The organism is Halomonas sp. AOP7-E1-9, from assembly GCF_052376035.1.
In the GTDB taxonomy this organism is placed as follows: domain Bacteria; phylum Pseudomonadota; class Gammaproteobacteria; order Pseudomonadales; family Halomonadaceae; genus Vreelandella; species Vreelandella citrativorans.
Window position 1 is genome coordinate 87,643 of sequence record NZ_JBQSVC010000005.1, and the last position, 18,043, is coordinate 105,685.

The 18,043-nt window shown below is 55.0% G+C and carries 20 protein-coding genes; 12 read left to right on the forward strand and 8 right to left on the reverse strand.

Translation table 11 applies throughout. The features are described 5' to 3' along the window. The first annotated feature begins 3 nt into the window (after positions 1 to 3). The 7 genes from radC to ald all read left to right on the forward strand — a co-directional run bounded on the left by radC (position 4) and on the right by ald (position 5,385). Positions 4 to 678, forward strand: a complete 675-nt coding sequence (gene radC, locus ACT3R4_RS04755) for a RadC family protein (protein ID WP_172118509.1) — start codon at positions 4 to 6, stop codon at positions 676 to 678. Positions 679 to 934: 256 nt separating this feature from the next. After that, the gene (rpmB, locus tag ACT3R4_RS04760) at positions 935 to 1,171 is read left to right on the forward strand and encodes a 50S ribosomal protein L28 (protein ID WP_172118508.1); all 237 of its coding nucleotides are present in this window, start codon (positions 935 to 937) and stop codon (positions 1,169 to 1,171) included. Positions 1,172 to 1,197: 26 nt separating this feature from the next. Continuing rightward, positions 1,198 to 1,353 carry a 50S ribosomal protein L33 gene (rpmG, locus tag ACT3R4_RS04765; RefSeq protein ID WP_009098622.1) on the forward strand — a complete coding sequence of 52 codons (156 nt, stop codon included), beginning with the start codon at positions 1,198 to 1,200 and terminating at the stop codon, positions 1,351 to 1,353. A gap of 180 nt (positions 1,354 to 1,533) precedes the next feature. Next, entirely contained in the window at positions 1,534 to 2,361 is an 828-nt protein-coding gene (mutM, locus tag ACT3R4_RS04770) for a bifunctional DNA-formamidopyrimidine glycosylase/DNA-(apurinic or apyrimidinic site) lyase (protein ID WP_172118507.1), read from the forward strand. 49 nt (positions 2,362 to 2,410) lie between these two features. Continuing rightward, entirely contained in the window at positions 2,411 to 3,601 is a 1,191-nt protein-coding gene (locus tag ACT3R4_RS04775) for a class I SAM-dependent rRNA methyltransferase (RefSeq protein WP_172118506.1), read from the forward strand. A gap of 66 nt (positions 3,602 to 3,667) precedes the next feature. Continuing rightward, positions 3,668 to 4,102: an acyl-CoA thioesterase gene (locus ACT3R4_RS04780; RefSeq protein WP_441677850.1), complete on the forward strand. Its 435-nt coding sequence runs from the start codon at positions 3,668 to 3,670 to the stop codon at positions 4,100 to 4,102. Positions 4,103 to 4,266: 164 nt separating this feature from the next. After that, on the forward strand, positions 4,267 to 5,385 hold the full coding sequence (gene ald, locus ACT3R4_RS04785; protein ID WP_441677851.1) for an alanine dehydrogenase: 1,119 nt from the start codon (positions 4,267 to 4,269) through the stop codon (positions 5,383 to 5,385). A gap of 67 nt (positions 5,386 to 5,452) precedes the next feature. On the opposite strand, the gene ACT3R4_RS04790 is transcribed toward ald, so the two are convergent. Then, entirely contained in the window at positions 5,453 to 5,701 is a 249-nt protein-coding gene (locus ACT3R4_RS04790) for a SlyX family protein (protein WP_172118504.1), read from the reverse strand. Between the two features lie 110 nt (positions 5,702 to 5,811). Here ACT3R4_RS04790 and ACT3R4_RS04795 point away from each other — a divergent pair, with 110 nt between their 5' ends. Next, positions 5,812 to 6,366, forward strand: a complete 555-nt coding sequence (locus ACT3R4_RS04795) for a cold-shock protein (protein WP_216658099.1) — start codon at positions 5,812 to 5,814, stop codon at positions 6,364 to 6,366. Positions 6,367 to 6,498: 132 nt separating this feature from the next. Here the strand turns inward: ACT3R4_RS04795 and ACT3R4_RS04800 are convergent, their stop codons facing one another. From ACT3R4_RS04800 to map, 7 genes are all read right to left on the reverse strand, one after another. Further along, entirely contained in the window at positions 6,499 to 6,888 is a 390-nt protein-coding gene (locus ACT3R4_RS04800; protein ID WP_087110018.1) for a hypothetical protein, read from the reverse strand. After that, a complete protein-coding gene (gene dapE / locus ACT3R4_RS04805) occupies positions 6,885 to 8,057 on the reverse strand; it encodes a succinyl-diaminopimelate desuccinylase (RefSeq protein ID WP_441677854.1) in 1,173 nt (390 codons plus the stop codon). The genes ACT3R4_RS04800 and dapE overlap by 4 nt, the downstream gene beginning before the upstream one ends. Beyond that, a complete protein-coding gene (gene dapD / locus ACT3R4_RS04810) occupies positions 8,044 to 9,069 on the reverse strand; it encodes a 2,3,4,5-tetrahydropyridine-2,6-dicarboxylate N-succinyltransferase (protein ID WP_172118502.1) in 1,026 nt (341 codons plus the stop codon). The genes dapE and dapD overlap by 14 nt, the downstream gene beginning before the upstream one ends. 109 nt (positions 9,070 to 9,178) lie before the next feature. Next, positions 9,179 to 9,526 (reverse strand): Spx/MgsR family RNA polymerase-binding regulatory protein, encoded by a 348-nt coding sequence (locus tag ACT3R4_RS04815; RefSeq protein WP_087110012.1) that lies wholly within the window; start codon positions 9,524 to 9,526, stop codon positions 9,179 to 9,181. Positions 9,527 to 9,565: 39 nt separating this feature from the next. Next, positions 9,566 to 10,762, reverse strand: coding sequence for a succinyldiaminopimelate transaminase (gene dapC / locus ACT3R4_RS04820; protein ID WP_441677856.1), 1,197 nt, complete (start codon positions 10,760 to 10,762; stop codon positions 9,566 to 9,568). A 132-nt stretch (positions 10,763 to 10,894) separates the two neighbouring features. Further along, positions 10,895 to 13,570 (reverse strand): [protein-PII] uridylyltransferase, encoded by a 2,676-nt coding sequence (locus tag ACT3R4_RS04825; protein ID WP_441677858.1) that lies wholly within the window; start codon positions 13,568 to 13,570, stop codon positions 10,895 to 10,897. Further along, positions 13,570 to 14,361: a type I methionyl aminopeptidase gene (gene map, locus ACT3R4_RS04830; RefSeq protein WP_172118499.1), complete on the reverse strand. Its 792-nt coding sequence runs from the start codon at positions 14,359 to 14,361 to the stop codon at positions 13,570 to 13,572. Before map ends, ACT3R4_RS04825 begins: the two co-directional genes overlap by 1 nt. Positions 14,362 to 14,730: 369 nt before the next feature. Here map and rpsB point away from each other — a divergent pair, with 369 nt between their 5' ends. From rpsB to frr, 4 genes are all read left to right on the forward strand, one after another. Beyond that, positions 14,731 to 15,480 carry a 30S ribosomal protein S2 gene (gene rpsB / locus ACT3R4_RS04835; RefSeq protein WP_193055204.1) on the forward strand — a complete coding sequence of 250 codons (750 nt, stop codon included), beginning with the start codon at positions 14,731 to 14,733 and terminating at the stop codon, positions 15,478 to 15,480. 217 nt (positions 15,481 to 15,697) lie between these two features. Continuing rightward, the gene (tsf, locus tag ACT3R4_RS04840; protein ID WP_172118497.1) at positions 15,698 to 16,567 is read left to right on the forward strand and encodes a translation elongation factor Ts; all 870 of its coding nucleotides are present in this window, start codon (positions 15,698 to 15,700) and stop codon (positions 16,565 to 16,567) included. Positions 16,568 to 16,688: 121 nt separating this feature from the next. Next, positions 16,689 to 17,462, forward strand: coding sequence for a UMP kinase (pyrH, locus tag ACT3R4_RS04845; protein WP_172118496.1), 774 nt, complete (start codon positions 16,689 to 16,691; stop codon positions 17,460 to 17,462). 4 nt (positions 17,463 to 17,466) lie between these two features. Next, the gene (gene frr, locus ACT3R4_RS04850; protein WP_193055206.1) at positions 17,467 to 18,024 is read left to right on the forward strand and encodes a ribosome recycling factor; all 558 of its coding nucleotides are present in this window, start codon (positions 17,467 to 17,469) and stop codon (positions 18,022 to 18,024) included. Positions 18,025 to 18,043: the final 19 nt, after the last annotated feature.

An 18,043-nucleotide genomic window follows, 5' to 3' on the forward strand; every position in this document is an offset into this window, starting at 1 on the left:
GGGATGGGGATAAATCATTGGCCGGAGGGTGAGCGGCCACGAGAAAAGCTATTAACCATGGGCGCGCAGACGCTTTCTGATGCAGAGTTGCTGGCGATTTTTTTGCGCGTGGGCGTGCAGGGGCGCTCGGCGGTTGATTTGGCGCGTGATCTGCTCACCGCATTTGGCGGCCTGCGTCCGCTGCTGGAAGCGGACCAGGCAAGCTTTTGCGCGGCGCACGGTCTGGGGAGTGCCAAGTTTGCCCAGCTGCAGGCCACGCTTGAGATTTCAAAGCGCCATTTAGCCAGCCAATTGGCACGTGGCAACGCGCTGACATCGCCTGAACTGGTGCGTCATTACCTGAGCTCTCAACTGCGCCATTTGGGGCATGAGGAGTTCGCGGTAATTTTTTTAGACACGCAGCACCGAATTATTCGCTATGAATCCCTGTTTCGCGGTACCCTAGACAGCGCCTCCGTTTACCCCCGCGAAGTTGCCAAGCGCGCATTAGAACTTAGCGCTGGCGCCGTTATCCTGGCCCACAATCACCCCTCCGGTGTGGCTGAGCCAAGCGATGCTGACCGTCGTATCACCGAACGCTTAAAAGAGGCCCTTGGCCTCTTTGACGTACGCGTCTTGGATCATTTCGTGGTGGGAGATGGAGACGTGGTCTCTTTTGCTGAGCGCGGCTGGCTATAGGCAGTAGATAGAGGGCAGGCATTTAATGTCAGCTGTCTAGGTAAAATACCTAAAAAGTGGCTTTTTTACGCCTTTTTAGACGGTTTTGCTTGCCGGTGGTCCGGTGCTCTGGTATAAAGTGCCACCTTTAAACTTGGGTTGAATAACGGATTTGGGTACAGCTAGACGGTTAACGGCGTCGACTCCCTCTCTTCCGGTTTGCCCGACAGTTTTGAACACTCAGGCTTATATCCTGGCCAAGCGGTTGGAGGCTCTCATGTCCAAAGTATGTCAGGTTACCGGCAAGCGTCCGGTAACTGGTAATAACGTTTCACACTCCCAGCGTAAGACACGTCGTCGTTTCTTGCCGAACCTGCACTCCCATCGTTTTTGGGTTGAAGCCGAAAACCGCTTCGTCAAGCTGCGTGTTTCCTCCAAGGGCATGCGCATCATCGACAAGAAAGGTATCGAGACGGTTCTGGCTGATATCCGTAAGCGCGGCGACGCCATCTAAGACAGCATTTTTGGGAGAGTAAAACCATGCGCGATAAGATCAAGCTGGTGTCCAGTGCCGGTACAGGCCACTTCTACACCACTGATAAGAACAAGCGGAACACGCCGGATAAGTTCGAATTCAAGAAATACGACCCGGTTGTCCGTAAGCACGTTATCTACAAGGAAGCCAAGATCAAGTAATCGCGTAAGCGATGATGATCGGCTTCCACTGCAGGCGAGCGCCTGTTGAAAAACCCGGCCCGTGCCGGGTTTTTGCATACATGGGGTTTGCAGATGCAGGCGACTTAATAGTGGCTCCGCATTGCCTGCCTTGTAAGTGCCTATCCTGTCGATATCCCTATCGTTAATCAGGTTCTCTTCATGCCCGAACTGCCCGAAGTCGAAACTACCAAGCGCGGTATTGCTCCCTATCTGGAAGGCCAGGAAATTACCGAGGTGCGTGTTCGCCAGCCGCGCTTGCGTGTTCCGGTGCCTGACGATTTGGCTGAGCGTTTGGTCGGTGCGCGCATCGGCACCCTGACGCGGCGTGCCAAATACCTGCAAATCCCTGTAAAGCAGTCGCCAAACGATGCAACGTTGCTGTGGCACCTGGGAATGTCGGGCAGTTTGCGCATTGCCCAAGTGGGGGATATCCCCAAAAAGCATGATCATGTCGATGTGGTCACCGCAGACGGCTATGTGTTGCGCTATCATGACCCACGTCGCTTTGGTTTTGTGGATTGGCAGTTAGGCGATGGGACGGCAGACCGGCGCCTTGTCCACCTTGGGCCTGAGCCGTTTGATGAGGCCTTTAATGGCCAGTGGCTATATGCGCTTTCGCGTAACAAGCGCGTGGCGGTAAAACCCTTTTTAATGGATAACCGGGTCGTGGTGGGCGCGGGGAATATTTACGCCACTGAAGCGCTGTTCATGGCCGGTATTGACCCACGTCGTGCAGCCGGGCGTATTTCTCTTGCCCGCTATGAGCAGTTGGCGGCGGCTGTGAAAGAAGTATTGGCGGCGGCTATCACTCAAGGTGGTACCACGCTGCGCGATTTTGTGAGCGGCCAGGGTGAGCCTGGTTATTTTGCTCAGCGGTTAAATGTTTATGGGCGCCAGGGGCAACCCTGCTTACGCTGCGGTAGGGAGCTTCGGCGTATTACGCTTGGCCAGCGCGCCAGTGTGTTTTGCCCTGGCTGTCAGCATTGATAGCTGATTACCCTTTTGTTATCTGTTGTCTACGCTTTTGGAGACTGTTGTGACTCAACGCCTGCGCTTAAATAAAAACGCCGATCGCCGCTTAAAAGCAGGCCATCTGTGGATCTACTCCAACGAAGTGGATATTAAAGAAACGCCGCTTAAGAATTTCACTGCTGGCGAAACCGCGTTGGTCGAGGCCTCTAACGGTAAAGTCCTGGGCGTGGCGTATATCAATCCGCACTCGCTGATTGCGGGCCGCGTGATGTCCCGTGATCCGGATATGCGTCTGGACCGTTCGCTGTTTGTACACCGTTTCAATCAAGCGCTGTCACTGCGTCAGCGTTTATATGCCAAGCCTTTTTACCGCCTGATTCACGGTGAGGGTGACCTGCTGCCAGGTCTGGTGATTGACCGTTTTGGCGATGTATTGGTTGTTCAGCTAAATACCGCCGGCATGCAGGCGCTGGCCGATGAGATTGTCGATGCGCTTGAGAAAGTGGTTAAACCTGACGTCATCGTGTTCCGTAACGATACCGGCGGGCGTCGTCAGGAAGGGCTGGAAGCTCACGTCGACGTAGTGAAAGGCACGCTGCCCGACGAAGTATTGATTGAAGAGAACGGCACACGCTTTGCCGTGCCGGTGCTGAACGGTCAGAAAACCGGTTGGTTCTTTGATCACCGCGAGAACCGCGCTTGGCTGAACCGCCAGGTGGCTGGCAAGCGCGTGCTGGATGTCTTTAGCTATGTGGGTGGCTGGGGTGTCCAGGCGGCGGCCAATGGCGCCTCTGAGGTGCTGTGTATCGATGCTTCAGGCCCCGCGCTTGAGCAAGTGGCGCGAAATGCTGAGCTTAACGGTGTACAAGAGCAGGTCGCCATTGGCGAAGGCGATGCCTTTGAAGCTTTGGCAGCACTGAAAGCCGACGGCGAACAGTTCGACGTGGTGGTTCTGGATCCGCCGGCGTTTATCAAGAAGCGTAAGGATATTCCTAATGGCGAGCGGGCCTATGCGCGCTTAAATCGCGAAGCGATGCGTTTGCTGGGCCGCGATGGCCTGTTGCTTTCAGCGTCGTGCTCCATGCACCTGGGGGAAGATCGCTTGGTAGATGTCGTGCGAGGCGCGGTACGTCATCAGGATCGCCATGGGCAGGTGATCTTCCAGGGCCATCAAGGGCCAGACCACCCCATTCACCCGGCCATTCCAGAAACCGCTTATCTTAAAGCGCTGGGCGTGCGCGTATTTCGCGATTAACCCATTGAGTCATTAGGCGGGGTGGGCAAGCTGGATTAGCACGATAGTGGCGCAAGGAGCAGAGCAATGGAGTGGGCGTTACCCGATCCCTTTGTGATCGATATTCATGTTAGCGAAGCGGCGATAGATGATTATCAGCACGTGAATAACAGCGAATACCTGCGCTGGGTTGAGCAGGTTAGCTGGGCCCACTCCGAAGCCTTGGGGCTTTCCATCGAGCGCTACCGCGAACTGGACCGCGCCCTGGCCATACATCGCCATGAGCTGGACTATCTTGCTCCTGCCTTTGCGGGTGATGAGCTTCAATTAGCGACGTGGGTCGTCGCCTGTGATGGGCGCTTTAGCCTTACCCGGCGTTTCGAGCTTCAGCGGGTGCGAGATGCCAAAATGCTCTTCCAGGCGCGCACCCGGTTTGCGTGTATTGCGCTTTCAAGCGGGCGCCCCAAGCGCCTGCCAGAGGAGTATCAGAGTGTCTACGGCGGGGCCTTAATAACAGAGTGACGTTAAATTTTCGGTATAAAGCCCTCAAGCGCTGGATTTTTACTCCTGTAAAACGCCTTAACCGGCGTTTTTTTGTTTTGTGCTTAAGGAAGTGGTGGGTCGCTTGAGCTGTGCTGTAATGCTAAGACCGTTGTTTAATCTTACGCACAAAAAGAGAGACCGCTATGCAGATTGCCGTCCCCAAAGAGATCAAAAATCACGAATATCGTGTCGCCCTAACACCCACCGGCGTGCGTGAGCTTGCCCAGCGTGGCCACACCGTTAGTGTGCAGGCAGGCGCAGGAGAGGGCGCTGGTTTTAGCGATAGCGACTATGAGGCTGCGGGTGCGCAGATCGAAAGTGATGTCGACGCCTTGTGGAAGAATGCTGAGCTGATTCTTAAAGTAAAAGAGCCGCAGGTGGAAGAGGTTGCGCGTCTCACTTCCCGGCATACGCTGTTTACCTATCTGCACCTTGCAGCGGAAGAAGCCCTAACGCGGGGCTTGATGGAGAGCGGGGCTACCTGTATCGCTTATGAAACGATTACAGATGCCAATGGTGGGCTGCCGCTGCTTGTGCCAATGAGTACTGTGGCTGGGCGTATGGCCGTTCAAGCAGGGGCGCATGGCTTGGAAAAAGCCCAGGGGGGCGCTGGCGTTCTGTTGCCCGGCGTGCCGGGGGTTGCACCGGCAACCGTCACCGTAATAGGCGGCGGCGTCGTAGGTGAAAACGCCGCGAGAATGGCGCTGGGGCTGGGCGCGGATGTCACTATTCTGGATACGTCACTGGCGCGGCTAGACGTTCTGGATAGCCGCTACCAGGGGCGCATCAAAACGGTTTATTCCACCGCCGATGCGTTGGATAACGCCGTGCGCGAGTCTGATATGATTATTGGCGCCGTGTTAATACCTGGTGCGGCGGCGCCCAAGTTGATTACCCGCGCTATGCTTGCCGATATGAAGCCAGGCAGCGTGCTGGTGGATGTAGCGATTGATCAGGGTGGCTGCTTTGAAACCAGTAAGCCCACCACTCACGCCGAGCCCACGTATATCGTGGAGGGCATTGTTCATTACTGTGTGGCCAATATGACGGGCGGCGTGTCACGCACGTCAACCCTCGGCCTCACCAATGCCACGCTGCCCTTCGTGCTGGCGCTGGCCGATAAAGGCTGGCAGCAGGCGCTACACGACGATCCTCACTTTCTGCCAGGGCTTAATGTGCATGCAGGGCAGGTGACCTACCAGGCCGTTGCCGATGCCTTTGGTTTGGCGTGTATCGCCCCAGCAAGCGTGGCAGCACGATAAGTACGAACTACCGATCAGGTGCGCTAACCCGCAGGGCGCGACAGTGGGTTTTTAATGTTTGTCATCGTTAGTAATGAGGCGGCACCTCGTCTTCAGGGCGGCTTTCCCCCTGATGGTCGCCCGTCTGGAACGCTTGATGCTGTTCACGCAGTCGTTCACGCATTAATGCGCTAAGCTGTTCTAGCTTGGCAAGCCGCTTTTCCTGTTGGGCGACCGCTTGGTCAAGCGTGTCCAGCCAGTGTTCCTGGTAAGCCAGGCGGCTTTCAAGATTTTCGAAAAGTTGATTTAGCTCAGCAGGAGAAAAGTCTTGTGTCATGGTAACATGGCAACCTTGTGTAATATGTCCGGTACTGTTAGGAATGGGCCTGATGGTTCGGGTATTGTCTTTCGTTCGTTACCCATACAACAAGAGAGCTTTTATCATCTATGAATCCAAAAGTTGTGTTTCGCTGTTTCTTAATCAGTGTATTACTAGCCGCCCCCACGCCGCTTTTGCTGGCGGGGATTGTTCATTTAACCAACGCGCCTCTGGCCGATTTATGGCAGGCAGAGTTAGCCATTAGCGGTATCAGTGGTGTTTACATTGCCGTTGCCTTGGGCAGCTTCATCGTTTTATTTATAGGTACGTTAGCGTCGGCTGCTCTGGCTCCTCCGCTAGTCGTTAAACCGAAAGTAGAAAGCTCAGGCGACACGCGTGTTAAAGCTGCGCCGCGTCAGCCCCAGCCTGCCGACGAACGGGACGATGAAGAGGAAGACGTCATCGACCCCAACGACGGTCGGGAAGAGGGTGAAGTAAAGTGGTTTAACACCAATAAAGGCTATGGCTTTATTACTCGTGATAATGGCGAAGATGTGTTTGTTCACTTTCGTGCTATTCGGGGTCGCGGCCCGCGTATGCTGGCAGAAGGCCAAATTGTGCGTTACCACGTCATCAAGAATGACCGTGGTTTACAGGCCGATGATGTGAGCATTATTGAGTAGCATGTCCACAAGCGTAGTATCAATGTGAACATAATCGACCCCGCCCCGGCGGGGTCGATTGCATTTCAAGAACAGTCTTCAAAAAAACAGTCTTCAAAAAACCGTCTTTATGCCGTCTTCTTTCAGGCAGCGTTAGCGGCCTGAGTCGGGCCACTCAATAGCGCCTTCTTTTCCGCCGGGTAGCACCTGCCAGAAGCGGTCAGGGTCATCGCCTGGGTGCCAGCCGCCAAGCGAGCAGCGCACTTCCGTTTGCAGCGCCTCTGCGGCGTGTTGCGCGCACTCCTGGTCGGTCATCCAGGGCGTATGGCTACTGTCAAACCATAAGCTTGCAAAGCGGTCAGCTGCTTTTTCGACCAGTAGTATGGGCACCTCTTTCCCCTGGTGTTGGCCATGGGTTTTCCACTTGCCTTTGCCGGCAGGGCTTAATGGCGGTGCAGCAAGCGCACTGGCAAGCCATGCGTTAAGCGCTTCCAGTGAAATGCTGGCGACATACACTTCAATGTCCGGGTAGCGCTCCATCATACGTTGACCTCATCAAGCGTGAGTAGGGCCTGAAGCGTTGCCTCATAGATGCGGCTCAAATCATCCAGGTCGCTAGCGCGTACGCGCTCATTCACTTTGTGGATAGTGTCGTTAAGCGGGCCAAGTTCCACCACTTGAGCACCCAATGTGGCAATAAAACGCCCATCAGAAGTACCGCCGCTGGTGGATAGCGCCGGGCGCTTGCCGGTCACGGCTTCAACACCGCGTACGGCTGCATTAACAAGCTCGCCTTCTGCGGTTAGGAATGGCTCGCCGTTCAGTGTCCAGTCCAACTGATACGCCAGGCCGTACTGGTCAAGAATCGCTTCTGTACGCGCCTTAAGCTGCTCATGCGTCACTTCTGTCGAGAAGCGGAAGTTGAATACTACTTCTACTTCGCCGGGGATGACGTTAGTCGCCCCAGTGCCCGCTCGCAGGTTGGAAATCTGAAAGCTGGTGGCCGGGAAAAAATCATTGCCCTCATCCCAGTGCTCATTGACGAGCGCATCCAGCGCGGGCATCGCCTGATGAATGGGGTTACGCGCCAGGTGAGGGTAGGCCACGTGCCCCTGAATCCCCTGAATACGTAAAACTCCGCCCAGCGAACCGCGGCGGCCATTCTTGATCACGTCGCCAAGGTGCTCGGTAGAGGAGGGTTCACCGACGATACAGTAATCAAGCCGCTCATTGCGTTCGCGCAGCTGCTCGACCACGGCGCGAGTGCCATCCACCGCAGGGCCTTCCTCATCGGAGGTGATTAAAAACGCAATACGCCCATCGTGGTCGGGGTAGCGAGCCACGAAACGCTCCACGGCGGTTAGCATAGCGGCCAGGCTGCCCTTCATATCGGCGGCGCCACGGGCACAAAGCATGCCGTGATCGTCAATACAGGGAGCAAACGGCGGGAATTCCCAGCCGTTTGGTGGCCCGCTGGGCACGACATCGGTATGACCCGCAAGGGCAATCACCGGGCCGTGGTGGCCCCGCACTGCCCAGAAGTTCTGTACATCGCCAAACGGCATACGCTCAATATGAAAACCGAGCGCCGTTAAGCGCTCGATCATTACGTCCTGGCAGCCTTCATCATCCGGCGTCACTGACGGGCGGCTGAGCAGCTCAAAGGCAAGCTGTAGCGTGGGCGACAGCGTGTCAGGCTCAGTTATGGGCATGCAGCGCCTCATTTAGCGCGATGGCGCTTTTATTGGTCAGGCACTCGACGCGGCCATTTTTAGAGTTGCGGCGTAGCAGCAGGTCGTTTTGGCCCGCCAGTTCACGCGCCGCTAGGGTTTTCACTTCGTTGCCCTGGTCGTCCAGCAAGGCCACTTTGGTGCCTGCGGTGATATACAAACCGGACTCCACCGTGCAGCGGTCGCCCAGCGGAATGCCGATACCGGCATTGGCACCGATCAAGCAGCCTTCGCCCACCTTGATAACAATATTGCCACCGCCTGACAGCGTGCCCATGGTGGAGCAACCACCGCCCAGGTCAGACCCTTTGCCGACCATCACGCCCGCTGAAATACGGCCTTCAATCATGCCGGGGCCTTCGGTGCCGGCATTGAAGTTAACAAAACCTTCATGCATTACCGTGGTGCCTTCACCCAAATGAGCGCCCAGGCGTACCCGCGCCGTGTCGGCAATGCGTACACCGGCCGGCACAACGTAATCGGTCATTTTGGGGAATTTATCGACACAGTCGACAGACAGCGCACGACCGGCGAGGCGGGCTTTCAGGCGACGCGCTGGCAGCTCTTCGATATCGATGGCGCCTTCGTTGGTCCAGGCAATATTGCGCAGCAGGCCAAACATGCCGGTCAGATCAAGACCATGCGGCTTGACCAGGCGATGCGATAGCAGGTGCAGCTTAAGATAGACCTCTGGCGCCGTTTGCGGAGCCTGATCCGTTTCCAGGAACATGGCCACTAATGGGCGCTGGCTGGTGGCCAGCGCCTCAGCAAGCTCAGCCTGTTCAGGATGCCCGGCTGCCTCAAGCGCCTTGGCTAAGCGGGTGCAGTCTTCTGGCAAAAAGCTAACGGCGACATTGCCCTGCGGCGCATCAAGCGCTTGTTTGGCCGCATTTATCAGGCTTTCCTGCGGGCTAAAGAGCGGTGCCGGGTAGTAAATTTCCAGCCAATCGCCTTGAGTGTTTTGCGTGCCAATTCCAAGCGCAAAGCTCAGCATAAAAGTTCATCCTGTTGTTGATAACGTTGTTAACCGGGTCATTAGCTAACGTAAAAGCGTCGGTATAACAAAGTGTTGATTCAAAAATAAGCAAAATAGTGGCGTTGGATCAGCCACTGATTTTATCGTAATCGCCGTCGCGATAGCCTACTTTTAAGGCGTCACTGCCGGTATCCAGCAGTGGTCGTTTAAGCAGTGTTGGGTGTTGGAGCAACAGTTGGCGCGCAGAGTTGGCATCCAGGCTGTCTTTGTCTTCCTGGGGAAGGTCGCGCCATGTCTTGCTGCGCTTATTGACGACTTCCAACAGCGGTGCCCGCTCTAAAAGATGCTCAAGCAGGCTCGCCGAAAGACCATCTTTACGCAAATCATGGGTTTTAAAAGGCACGCCGTTCGCTTCCAGCGCTTTGCGCGCCTTACGACACGTATCACAGGTATCAATGACATAGAGTGTAAACATGGTATCTCCTTTCGAGCTGTTGGTGCCGTAAAAGGTGAATTAACCGCGCTCAATAAGCTGGCGGATACGCTGCGCTGCTTCCAGGGTGGGCGCAAGCTCCGCCACCAGGGCTAGGCGCAGCCGCCCCGTGCCTGGGTTAATGCCCTGAGCATCAGGGCGGCCCATCAAGCTGCCGGGCAGCACGCTCACGTGTTGCTCGGTGTAAAGCCGCTGGGTGAAGCCAATGTCATCCCCCCCTGGTACTGCGGGCCACAGGTAAAAGCTTGCCTCTGGCGTTGGGAAGTCCATCACTGGGGCCAGCACCTCCACCACGGCGCTGAATTTTTCACGGTACGCATCGCGATTGGCGCGTACGTGCGCTTCATCCTGCCAGGCTGCTATTGAAGCATGTTGAACCGGCAGCGACATGGCGCAGCCATGATAGGTACGGTAGCGCTTGAACGGCGTAAGAATGTCCGCATCGCCTGCCACAAAGCCTGAGCGCAAGCCCGGCAGATTGGAGCGCTTGGAGAGCGAGTGGAAGACGACGCAGCGCCGGTAATCGTTACGGCCCAGCTCAGCGCAAGCCTGTAATAGCCCCGGCGGTGGCGCGTTTTCATCCAGGTAAAGCTCGGAATAGCACTCATCAGAAGCAATGATGAAATCGTGCTCGTCAGCTAGCGCAATCAGCTGTTTAAACTCATCCATTGACGTAACCGCGCCGGTCGGGTTGCCTGGTGAGCAGATAAATACGATTTGCACATCACGCCAGATGTCGGGGCTGACACTGGCAAAATCTGGCCGAAAGCCGTTCTCGGCCGTGCCGTTTAAATACACCGGTTGACCGCCAGCCAACAGCGTCGCACCTTCATAAATCTGGTAAAACGGGTTGGGCACTATCACCCTGGCTGGCCGAGTACGATCCAGTGCGGCCTGTACAAACGCAAAAATGGCTTCACGCGTGCCATTAACCGGCAGTACCTGGCGCTCGGCATCAAGACCCGCAAGCTTAAAGCGCTTGGTCGCCCACTCAGCGAGTGCTTCACGCAAGCTTGGCAGGCCGTTGGTGGCCGGATAACGTGCCATATCAAGCTGATGCTTTACCAGCGCATCAAGCGCTGCTGGGTAGGGCGCGTGCTGCGGCTCGCCGATGGTTAAGGGAATATGCGCCAAATGGGCAGGCGGCGTAAGGTCAGCTTTGAGGCCGGCCAGTTTCTCAAACGGATAAGGGTGTAGGGCGGCGAGATCAGAATTCATGGCGTATCCGTTGAGAGCGTTCTATTGAGAGCATGCCCTGCAGGCGTATTAAACGGCAGGCTAAGCGCCGATTATAAGCAAGCCTCGGGGTTGGGCTCAAATTTAACCACGGGGCACGGCGTCTTTACGTGTTTACACGCCCAGCACCTCAATTAATCGCTCGCGCAACTCTTGCTGGCGTACCGGGTCGGTTAAGGGTTCGCCTGCTTTCGTAGTGATAAAGAAAACGTCCTCAACACGCTCGCCCAGCGTGGCGATTTTGGCCGCCGAGAGGGCGATGCCCTGCTCCATAAAAATACGCCCTACGCGGGCCAGCAGCCCTGGTCGGTCAGGGGCCGTTAGCTCAAGGAGTGTGCGCTCGTTAGCCGGGTCCTGCTCAATCAGCACTTCGGTGGGTACCTTGAAGTGCTTTAACTGACGCGGCGTATGACGGGTCACAATTTCTGGGTAGTCGTCTGGGTCATCCAGCTCTTCGATTAAGTGCTGACGCATCTCTTCGATACGTGCCGTGTCGCGAATCGGTTGACCTTGGCTATCCAGCACAATAAAGGTGTTTAGCGTCCAGTTATTGCGCGAGGTAGCAATGCGGGCATCATGAATGGAGAGCCCGAGCTGCTCCATCGCGGCGGCGGTGGCGGCAAACAGATCATCCACCGAGCGTGTGTGGATAAACACTTTAGTGCCGCCCTCTGCCATATCAAGCGTCGGTGCGCTGATTAATACCAGCGGCAAGGGGGAGGCGTTATGCGCCAGGATACCTTGGGTTTGCCAGGCAATCTCACTGGGTGCGTACTGGAGGAAATAGTCTTCCCCAAGCGGTTCCCACAATGCATCAATCTGCGCGCGCCCAAGCCCCATGTTCTGGAGTAGCGAGCGTGCTTCAGAGCGTGTTTCCCGTACCCAGTCATCACGGTCCGGTGGGTTTTTTAGCCCGCGGCGTAAGGCGCGCTTGGTTTCAGCATATAGCTGGCGCAAAAGCGATGCCCGCCAGCCGTTCCAAAGCGTGGGGTTGGTGGCGTTAATATCGGCCACGGTGAGCACATACAGGTAATCCAGGCGCATTTCGTTACGCACGATCAGCGCAAAATCGCGGATCACGTCAGGGTCGCTAATGTCGCGCTTCTGAGCGGTCATCGACATGAGCAAATGGTGCTCGACCAGCCAACTGGCAAGCTTTGTATCGTGGGCTGAAACATGGTGGTGCTGACAAAAATGCGTAACGTCTTTGGCGCCGATTTCCGAATGGTCGCCCCCGCGACCCTTGCCGATATCGTGAAACAGGCCCGCTATCCACAAAATGTCCAGCCTGGGAAGCTGGTGGATGAGCGCAGCCGCCACGGGAAAGTCGTCTTTGGCATCGGGTTTGCGAAAGCCGTGTAAAAACTTCAGCAGACGCAGCGTATGCGCATCCACGGTGTAGATGTGGAACAGGTCATGCTGCATCAATCCTACGGCTCGGCCAAATTCGGGCAGGTACTTGCCCAGTATGCCGTAGCGGTTCATGCGCCGTAGCTGGCGCGGTACGTTGCCGGGGGCACGCAGTATTTCCATAAACAGCCGCTGATGGTGAGGGTCATCGCGGTAGTGATCATCAATCTGATGGCGGTGGTCGCGAATCAAGCGAATGGTGTCCGCCCGTACGCCTTCAATTTCCGGGTGCCTGGCCATGAGCAGAAATAGCTCCAGCATGGCTTCAGGCTGCTCGCGAAACAGCGTGCGTGAGCGTGCTTGAATATAGCCGCCCTTGGTTTCAAAGCGCTCGTTGAGCTGGATGGTTTCCAGCGCCTCTTTGCCGCGCAAAATCACTTCGTCGAAGTGCTGAAGCAGCATGTCGTTAAGCCCGGCCAGTGCCGTTACGTGGCGATAGTAGCGCTTCATGAACTGCTCAACGGCTAACCGCTCGGGCGTATCTTTAAAGCCAAACAGCTCAGCAATCGTGCGTTGATGATCAAACAGCAGGCGGTCTTCGGCGCGGCCGGTCAACATATGCAGCGCATAACGCACCTGCCACAAAAATGCCTGGCCTTGGCTTAAGATACGCAATTCGGCATCGTTCATAAAACCGTTGGCGACAATGTCGGTGTACTGTTCCGTACCGAAGTGGCGCTTAGCGACCCAGCCAATCATCTGAATATCGCGTAGGCCGCCAGGTGAGCTCTTCAGGTTCGGCTCAAGGTGGTATTCGGAATTGTTGTAACGGTAGTGGCGAGCAATCTGCTCTTGCCATTTGGCTTCAAAAAAACGGTCGGCCGGCCAAATGTGCTCGGCGCTTAAGCGCTCGCGCATTTTTTCGCGCAGTGGTGCAGGGCCTGCAATCAGGCGGGACTCAAGCAGGTTGGTGATGACGGTGACATCCGCCTTGGCTTCACGCTCGCAGTCGTTTAATGAGCGTACGCTGTGGCCAATTTCCAGGCCGATATCCCATAAAAAAGTGATAAAGGCAGTGAGCGGTTCGCGGTAAGCGGTATCGTCGTCATCTTCAAGCAGCAGCAGAAGGTCGATATCCGAATGGGGGTGTAGCTCCCCTCGGCCATAGCCGCCAACAGCAATCAGTGCGACGCCGTCATCTGGCCAGGCGTGCTGCGCCCAGGCAATGGCGAGCAGTTGATCCAAGTACCAGGCCCGCCCCCGCACCAGGTCGCGTATATCGGCGCCCGCACGAAACCGGTCATCCAGCTTGGCCTGGAGCTCACGAAGCGCCGTTTTAAACGGCGCTATGGGTGAGCGCGAGCCGGATAGCTCTGTACGAAAAGCCTCAAGGTCGTAAAGCGACGTATCCGGCTCGAACCGGTGGTGGTGGAGGAGCATTAGTTATCTAAAAAACTAAAGTCTTCATCGCTACGCGCGGTCAGTACTTCAACCCCGGTCTCGGTGACCAGTAAGGTGTGCTCCCATTGCGCTGAAAGGCTCTTGTCCTTGGTAACGGCGGTCCAGCCATCGCGCAAGACTTTGGTTTTGTAGCCACCCACGTTGATCATGGGTTCGATGGTAAAGCACATGCCGGCCTCCAGAGCGATATCAGCGTCTGGCGCGTAACCATCGTAATGCAGGAATTGAGGGTCTTCATGGAAGCCTGCCCCAATACCGTGGCCGCAGAAATCGCGAACGACCGAGTAGCCATGGCCTTCGGCGTGCTTTTGAATCACTCGTGCAAGCTCTGAAAGGCGTACGCCTGGCTTTACCAGCGCGATGCTTTTATACAAGCACTCCTGGGTAATCCGGCACAAGCGCTCGCCCTGTATGGTTTCGCCGATGATAAACATGGCACTGGAGTCACCGTGATAGCCATCAGGGGTTTTAACGGTAATGTCCAGGTTCAGGATGTCACCTTTCTTGAGCTTTTTATTAAAATCCGGAAAGCCATGACAGACCACATGGTTGAGCGAGATGCACGTGGCGTGGGTATAACCGTGATAGTTGAGCGGAGCGGGAACCGAGCCCAATTCGTTAACAATATAGTCGTGACAACGCTTATCAATATCGCCGGTGCTTACGCCTTCTTGTATGTAAGGAGCAATCATTTCCAGCACGCTGGCGGCTTGGCGCCCGGCTTCGCGCATTTTCTCGATTTCTGAAGGTGTCTTGATAGGAACGTTCATGAATTCTCGATATGGGTTCAGGCTGAGGTAGTAAGTAACAGCATTAAATGACAGCGTTAAAGCGACAGTATTAAGTGACAAATAAACATCGTAACACGGGCTGTGACTTCATCTTGGTAATGATCTATGGTATAAAGCCGCGCGCTTTCCTGCAATCGCTCGCTCGCTTCTTTGTGGTGAGTCGGCGATCATGGCAAGGCGAACAACCCGCAGCGGGTTCACTTTGAAGACGCTGCTTAAATAGCAAGCCTTGAAAACACACATGCACCGACACATGGTCCCGGGTGCCGCTGATAACGTTTTATACGTGGTCAATGGTCGGATCCATGGGGTGCGTGGAGGCCTAACCCGAGTTTCAGGAGTTTTACCATGTCTCACGTTAATATGCGTGACCTGCTCAAAGCAGGTGCTCACTTCGGTCACCAGACTAAGTACTGGAATCCGAAGATGAACAAATTCATCTTCGGCGCACGCAACAAGATTCACATCATCAACCTTGAGCACACTCTTCCGGCGCTGAACGAAGCCGTTGATGTGGTTGAGAAGATGTCGGCATCCAACAACAAAATTTTGTTTGTTGGCACCAAGCGTAGCGCTAGCAAGATCATCAAAGAAGAAGCGAATCGCGTTAGTCAGCCGTTCGTCAACCATCGCTGGTTGGGCGGTATGCTGACTAACTTCAAGACTATTCGTCAGTCTATCAAGCGTCTGCGCGAACTTGAAACCATGCGCGAAGACGGCACGTTCGACAAGCTGACCAAGAAAGAAGTCCTGATGGCAACGCGTGAGCAAGATAAGCTTGAGCGTTCTATCGGTGGTATCAAGAACATGGGCGGCCTGCCGGACGCACTGTTCGTTATCGACGTTGACCACGAGCGCATCGCGATCAACGAAGCCAACAAGCTGGGTATCCCGGTTATTGGCGTGGTTGATACCAACTCTAACCCTGATGGCGTTGATTACGTTATCCCGGGTAATGATGACTCCATTCGCGCTATTCAGATCTACGTGAAAGCGATTGCTGACGCGTGTGGTCGTGCGAAAGAAGGTCGTCCGGACGAGTTCGTTGAAGTGACCGAAGAAGCGGCTTCAGCCGACACTGACGCTGCTGCTGAGTAAGACAGTAGCGGTTGCGGCGGGTAGTTAAGCCGCATCGTGTTGAAGGGGGGGCCTATGCCCCCTTTTTCCCGCTTTGGATGAACATCCGGGTGGGCCGATTACGCCGGACACCAAGCGCCGGCAAGCGACCTTCAAAGTGATATATGATAGTCATTTATCGTGGCTACACTCTGTAGGGCGTTTAACTCTCATAGAACCATTTTCGAGGTGAATTCTCATGGCAGCTATCAGCGCCTCTCAGGTCAAGGAACTGCGCGAACGTACTGGTCTCGGCATGATGGAGTGTAAAAAAGCACTCACCGAAACCGACGGTGATATTGAAGTCGCGATCGAAAACCTGCGTAAAAATTCAGGCTTAAAAGCCGCGAAGAAAGCCGATCGTATTGCTGCAGAGGGTGTTGTTGTTACCCGTGTAGCAGAAGACGGTAGCTACGGCGTAATGGTTGAAATTAACTCCGAGACTGACTTTGTTGCGCGTGATGACAACTTCATTGCGTTCGCTGACAAAATCGCCTCCGCTTTCTTTGCCGCGAAAAGCGAAGATGTTGCTGCCGTTATGGCGGGCGACCTTGAAGCTGCCCGCGAGCAGCTGGTTCAGAAAATCGGTGAGAACATCGGCGTACGTCGCGCGGTAGTTGTCAACGCCGTTGACGGTGGTCTGGTGGGCGAATACGTTCACGGTGGCCGCATTGGCGTTCTGACCGTACTTAATGGCGGTACTGCAGAAGCAGCGAAAGACGTTGCTATGCACGTGGCAGCTATTAACCCAGCCGTTGCTCACCCGGCCGATATGCCGCAAGAGCAGCTGGATCAAGAGAAAGCCATCATCCTGGGTCAGCCGGACATGGCAGGCAAGCCTGAGCAGATTGCTGAGAAAATGGTTCAAGGCCGTCTGAAGAAATACCTGGCAGAGAACAGCCTGACCGAGCAGCCGTTTGTTAAAGATCCGAACCAATCCGTTGCTGAGTTTGTTAAATCAGCCGGTGGCGAAGTGGTTAGCTTCACGCGCTTTGAAGTGGGTGAAGGTATCGAGAAAGAAGAAGTCGACTTCGCTAAAGAAGTTATGGAACAGGCTGGCCGTCGTTAAGGTCAGACGTTCTAGTCAGAAGATGGCGTGCGCGTAAGCGCACGCCTTCGTGTATCCGGCCCCTGCTAAATAGGGGGTTGCTTCGCCCACCTGTGTCCAAGTCTGCTTCAGGAGAGATGCCATGTCACGAGATGTTCAAGAGCCTACCCCGCTTGTTGTGCCCCATAAACTTGAAAAGTCGAAGTCAAAATACAAGCGTATTTTGCTGAAACTTTCAGGCGAGGCGCTAATGGGAGAGCACGATTTTGGTATTGACCCTAAAGTGTTAGACCGTATGGCGCTGGAAATCGGCCAGCTGGTGGGTATTGGTGTGCAGGTCGGGATCGTGATTGGAGGCGGCAACCTGTTTCGAGGTGCGGCGCTCAGCGAAGCCGGAATGGATCGGGTCACAGGCGACCACATGGGAATGCTGGCAACGGTCATGAACGCGTTGGCCATGCGCGATGCACTGGAGCGTTCAAATATTCGTTCGCGGGTAATGTCGGCGATTCCCATGAGTGGTGTGGTAGAGCATTATGACCGCCGCACTGCCATCCGTTATTTAACGTCAGGAGACGTGGTACTGTTTTCGGCAGGAACCGGTAATCCATTTTTCACAACCGACTCGGCCGCTTGTTTGCGCGGTATTGAAGTGGATGTGGATGTGGTCATTAAAGCGACCAAAGTGGACGGGGTGTATAACAAGGACCCCCTAAAACATGCTGATGCCGTAAAATATGATCAGCTCTCCTACGATGACGCTCTGGATCAAAAGCTAGGCGTTATGGATTTGACCGCTATCTGCCTGGTACGTGACCATGATATGCCGGTGCGGGTATTTGATATGAATAAGCCTGGTGCCCTGCTGAATTTGGTAGTAGGGGGCAAGGAAGGCACGCTGATAGATAGAGGGTAATAACGTGATCAACGATATTAAGAAAGACGCAGAGTCTCGTATGAAAAAAAGTGTTGATGCGCTGCATAGCAACTTCAACAAAATCCGTACCGGGCGTGCACACCCCAGTATTCTGGATGCCGTTACCGTTGATTATTACGGCAGCCAAGTGCCGCTTAACCAGGTAGCCTCGGTGAACGTTGAAGATGCGCGTACGCTGGCGGTATCTCCCTGGGAGCAGGGTATGGCACCTAAGGTTGAAAAGGCCATCATGACCGCTGATCTGGGTCTGAACCCGTCAAGTGCAGGCAACGTTATCCGTGTGCCGATGCCGATGTTGACCGAAGAGACGCGTAAGGGCTATATCAAACAGGCACGTAGCGAAGCTGAAAATGCTCGCGTGGCTGTGCGTAACGTGCGTCGCGATGCCAACGGTGATTTCAAATCCTTGCTAAAGGACAAAGAGATTACCGAAGACGATCAGCGTCAGGGTGAAGATGAAATCCAAAAGCTGACCGACAAATATATTGCCGAAATCGATAAAGCGCTTGCCGCGAAAGAGCAGGACTTGATGCAGGTATAAGCACCTGCCTTTTATTTAG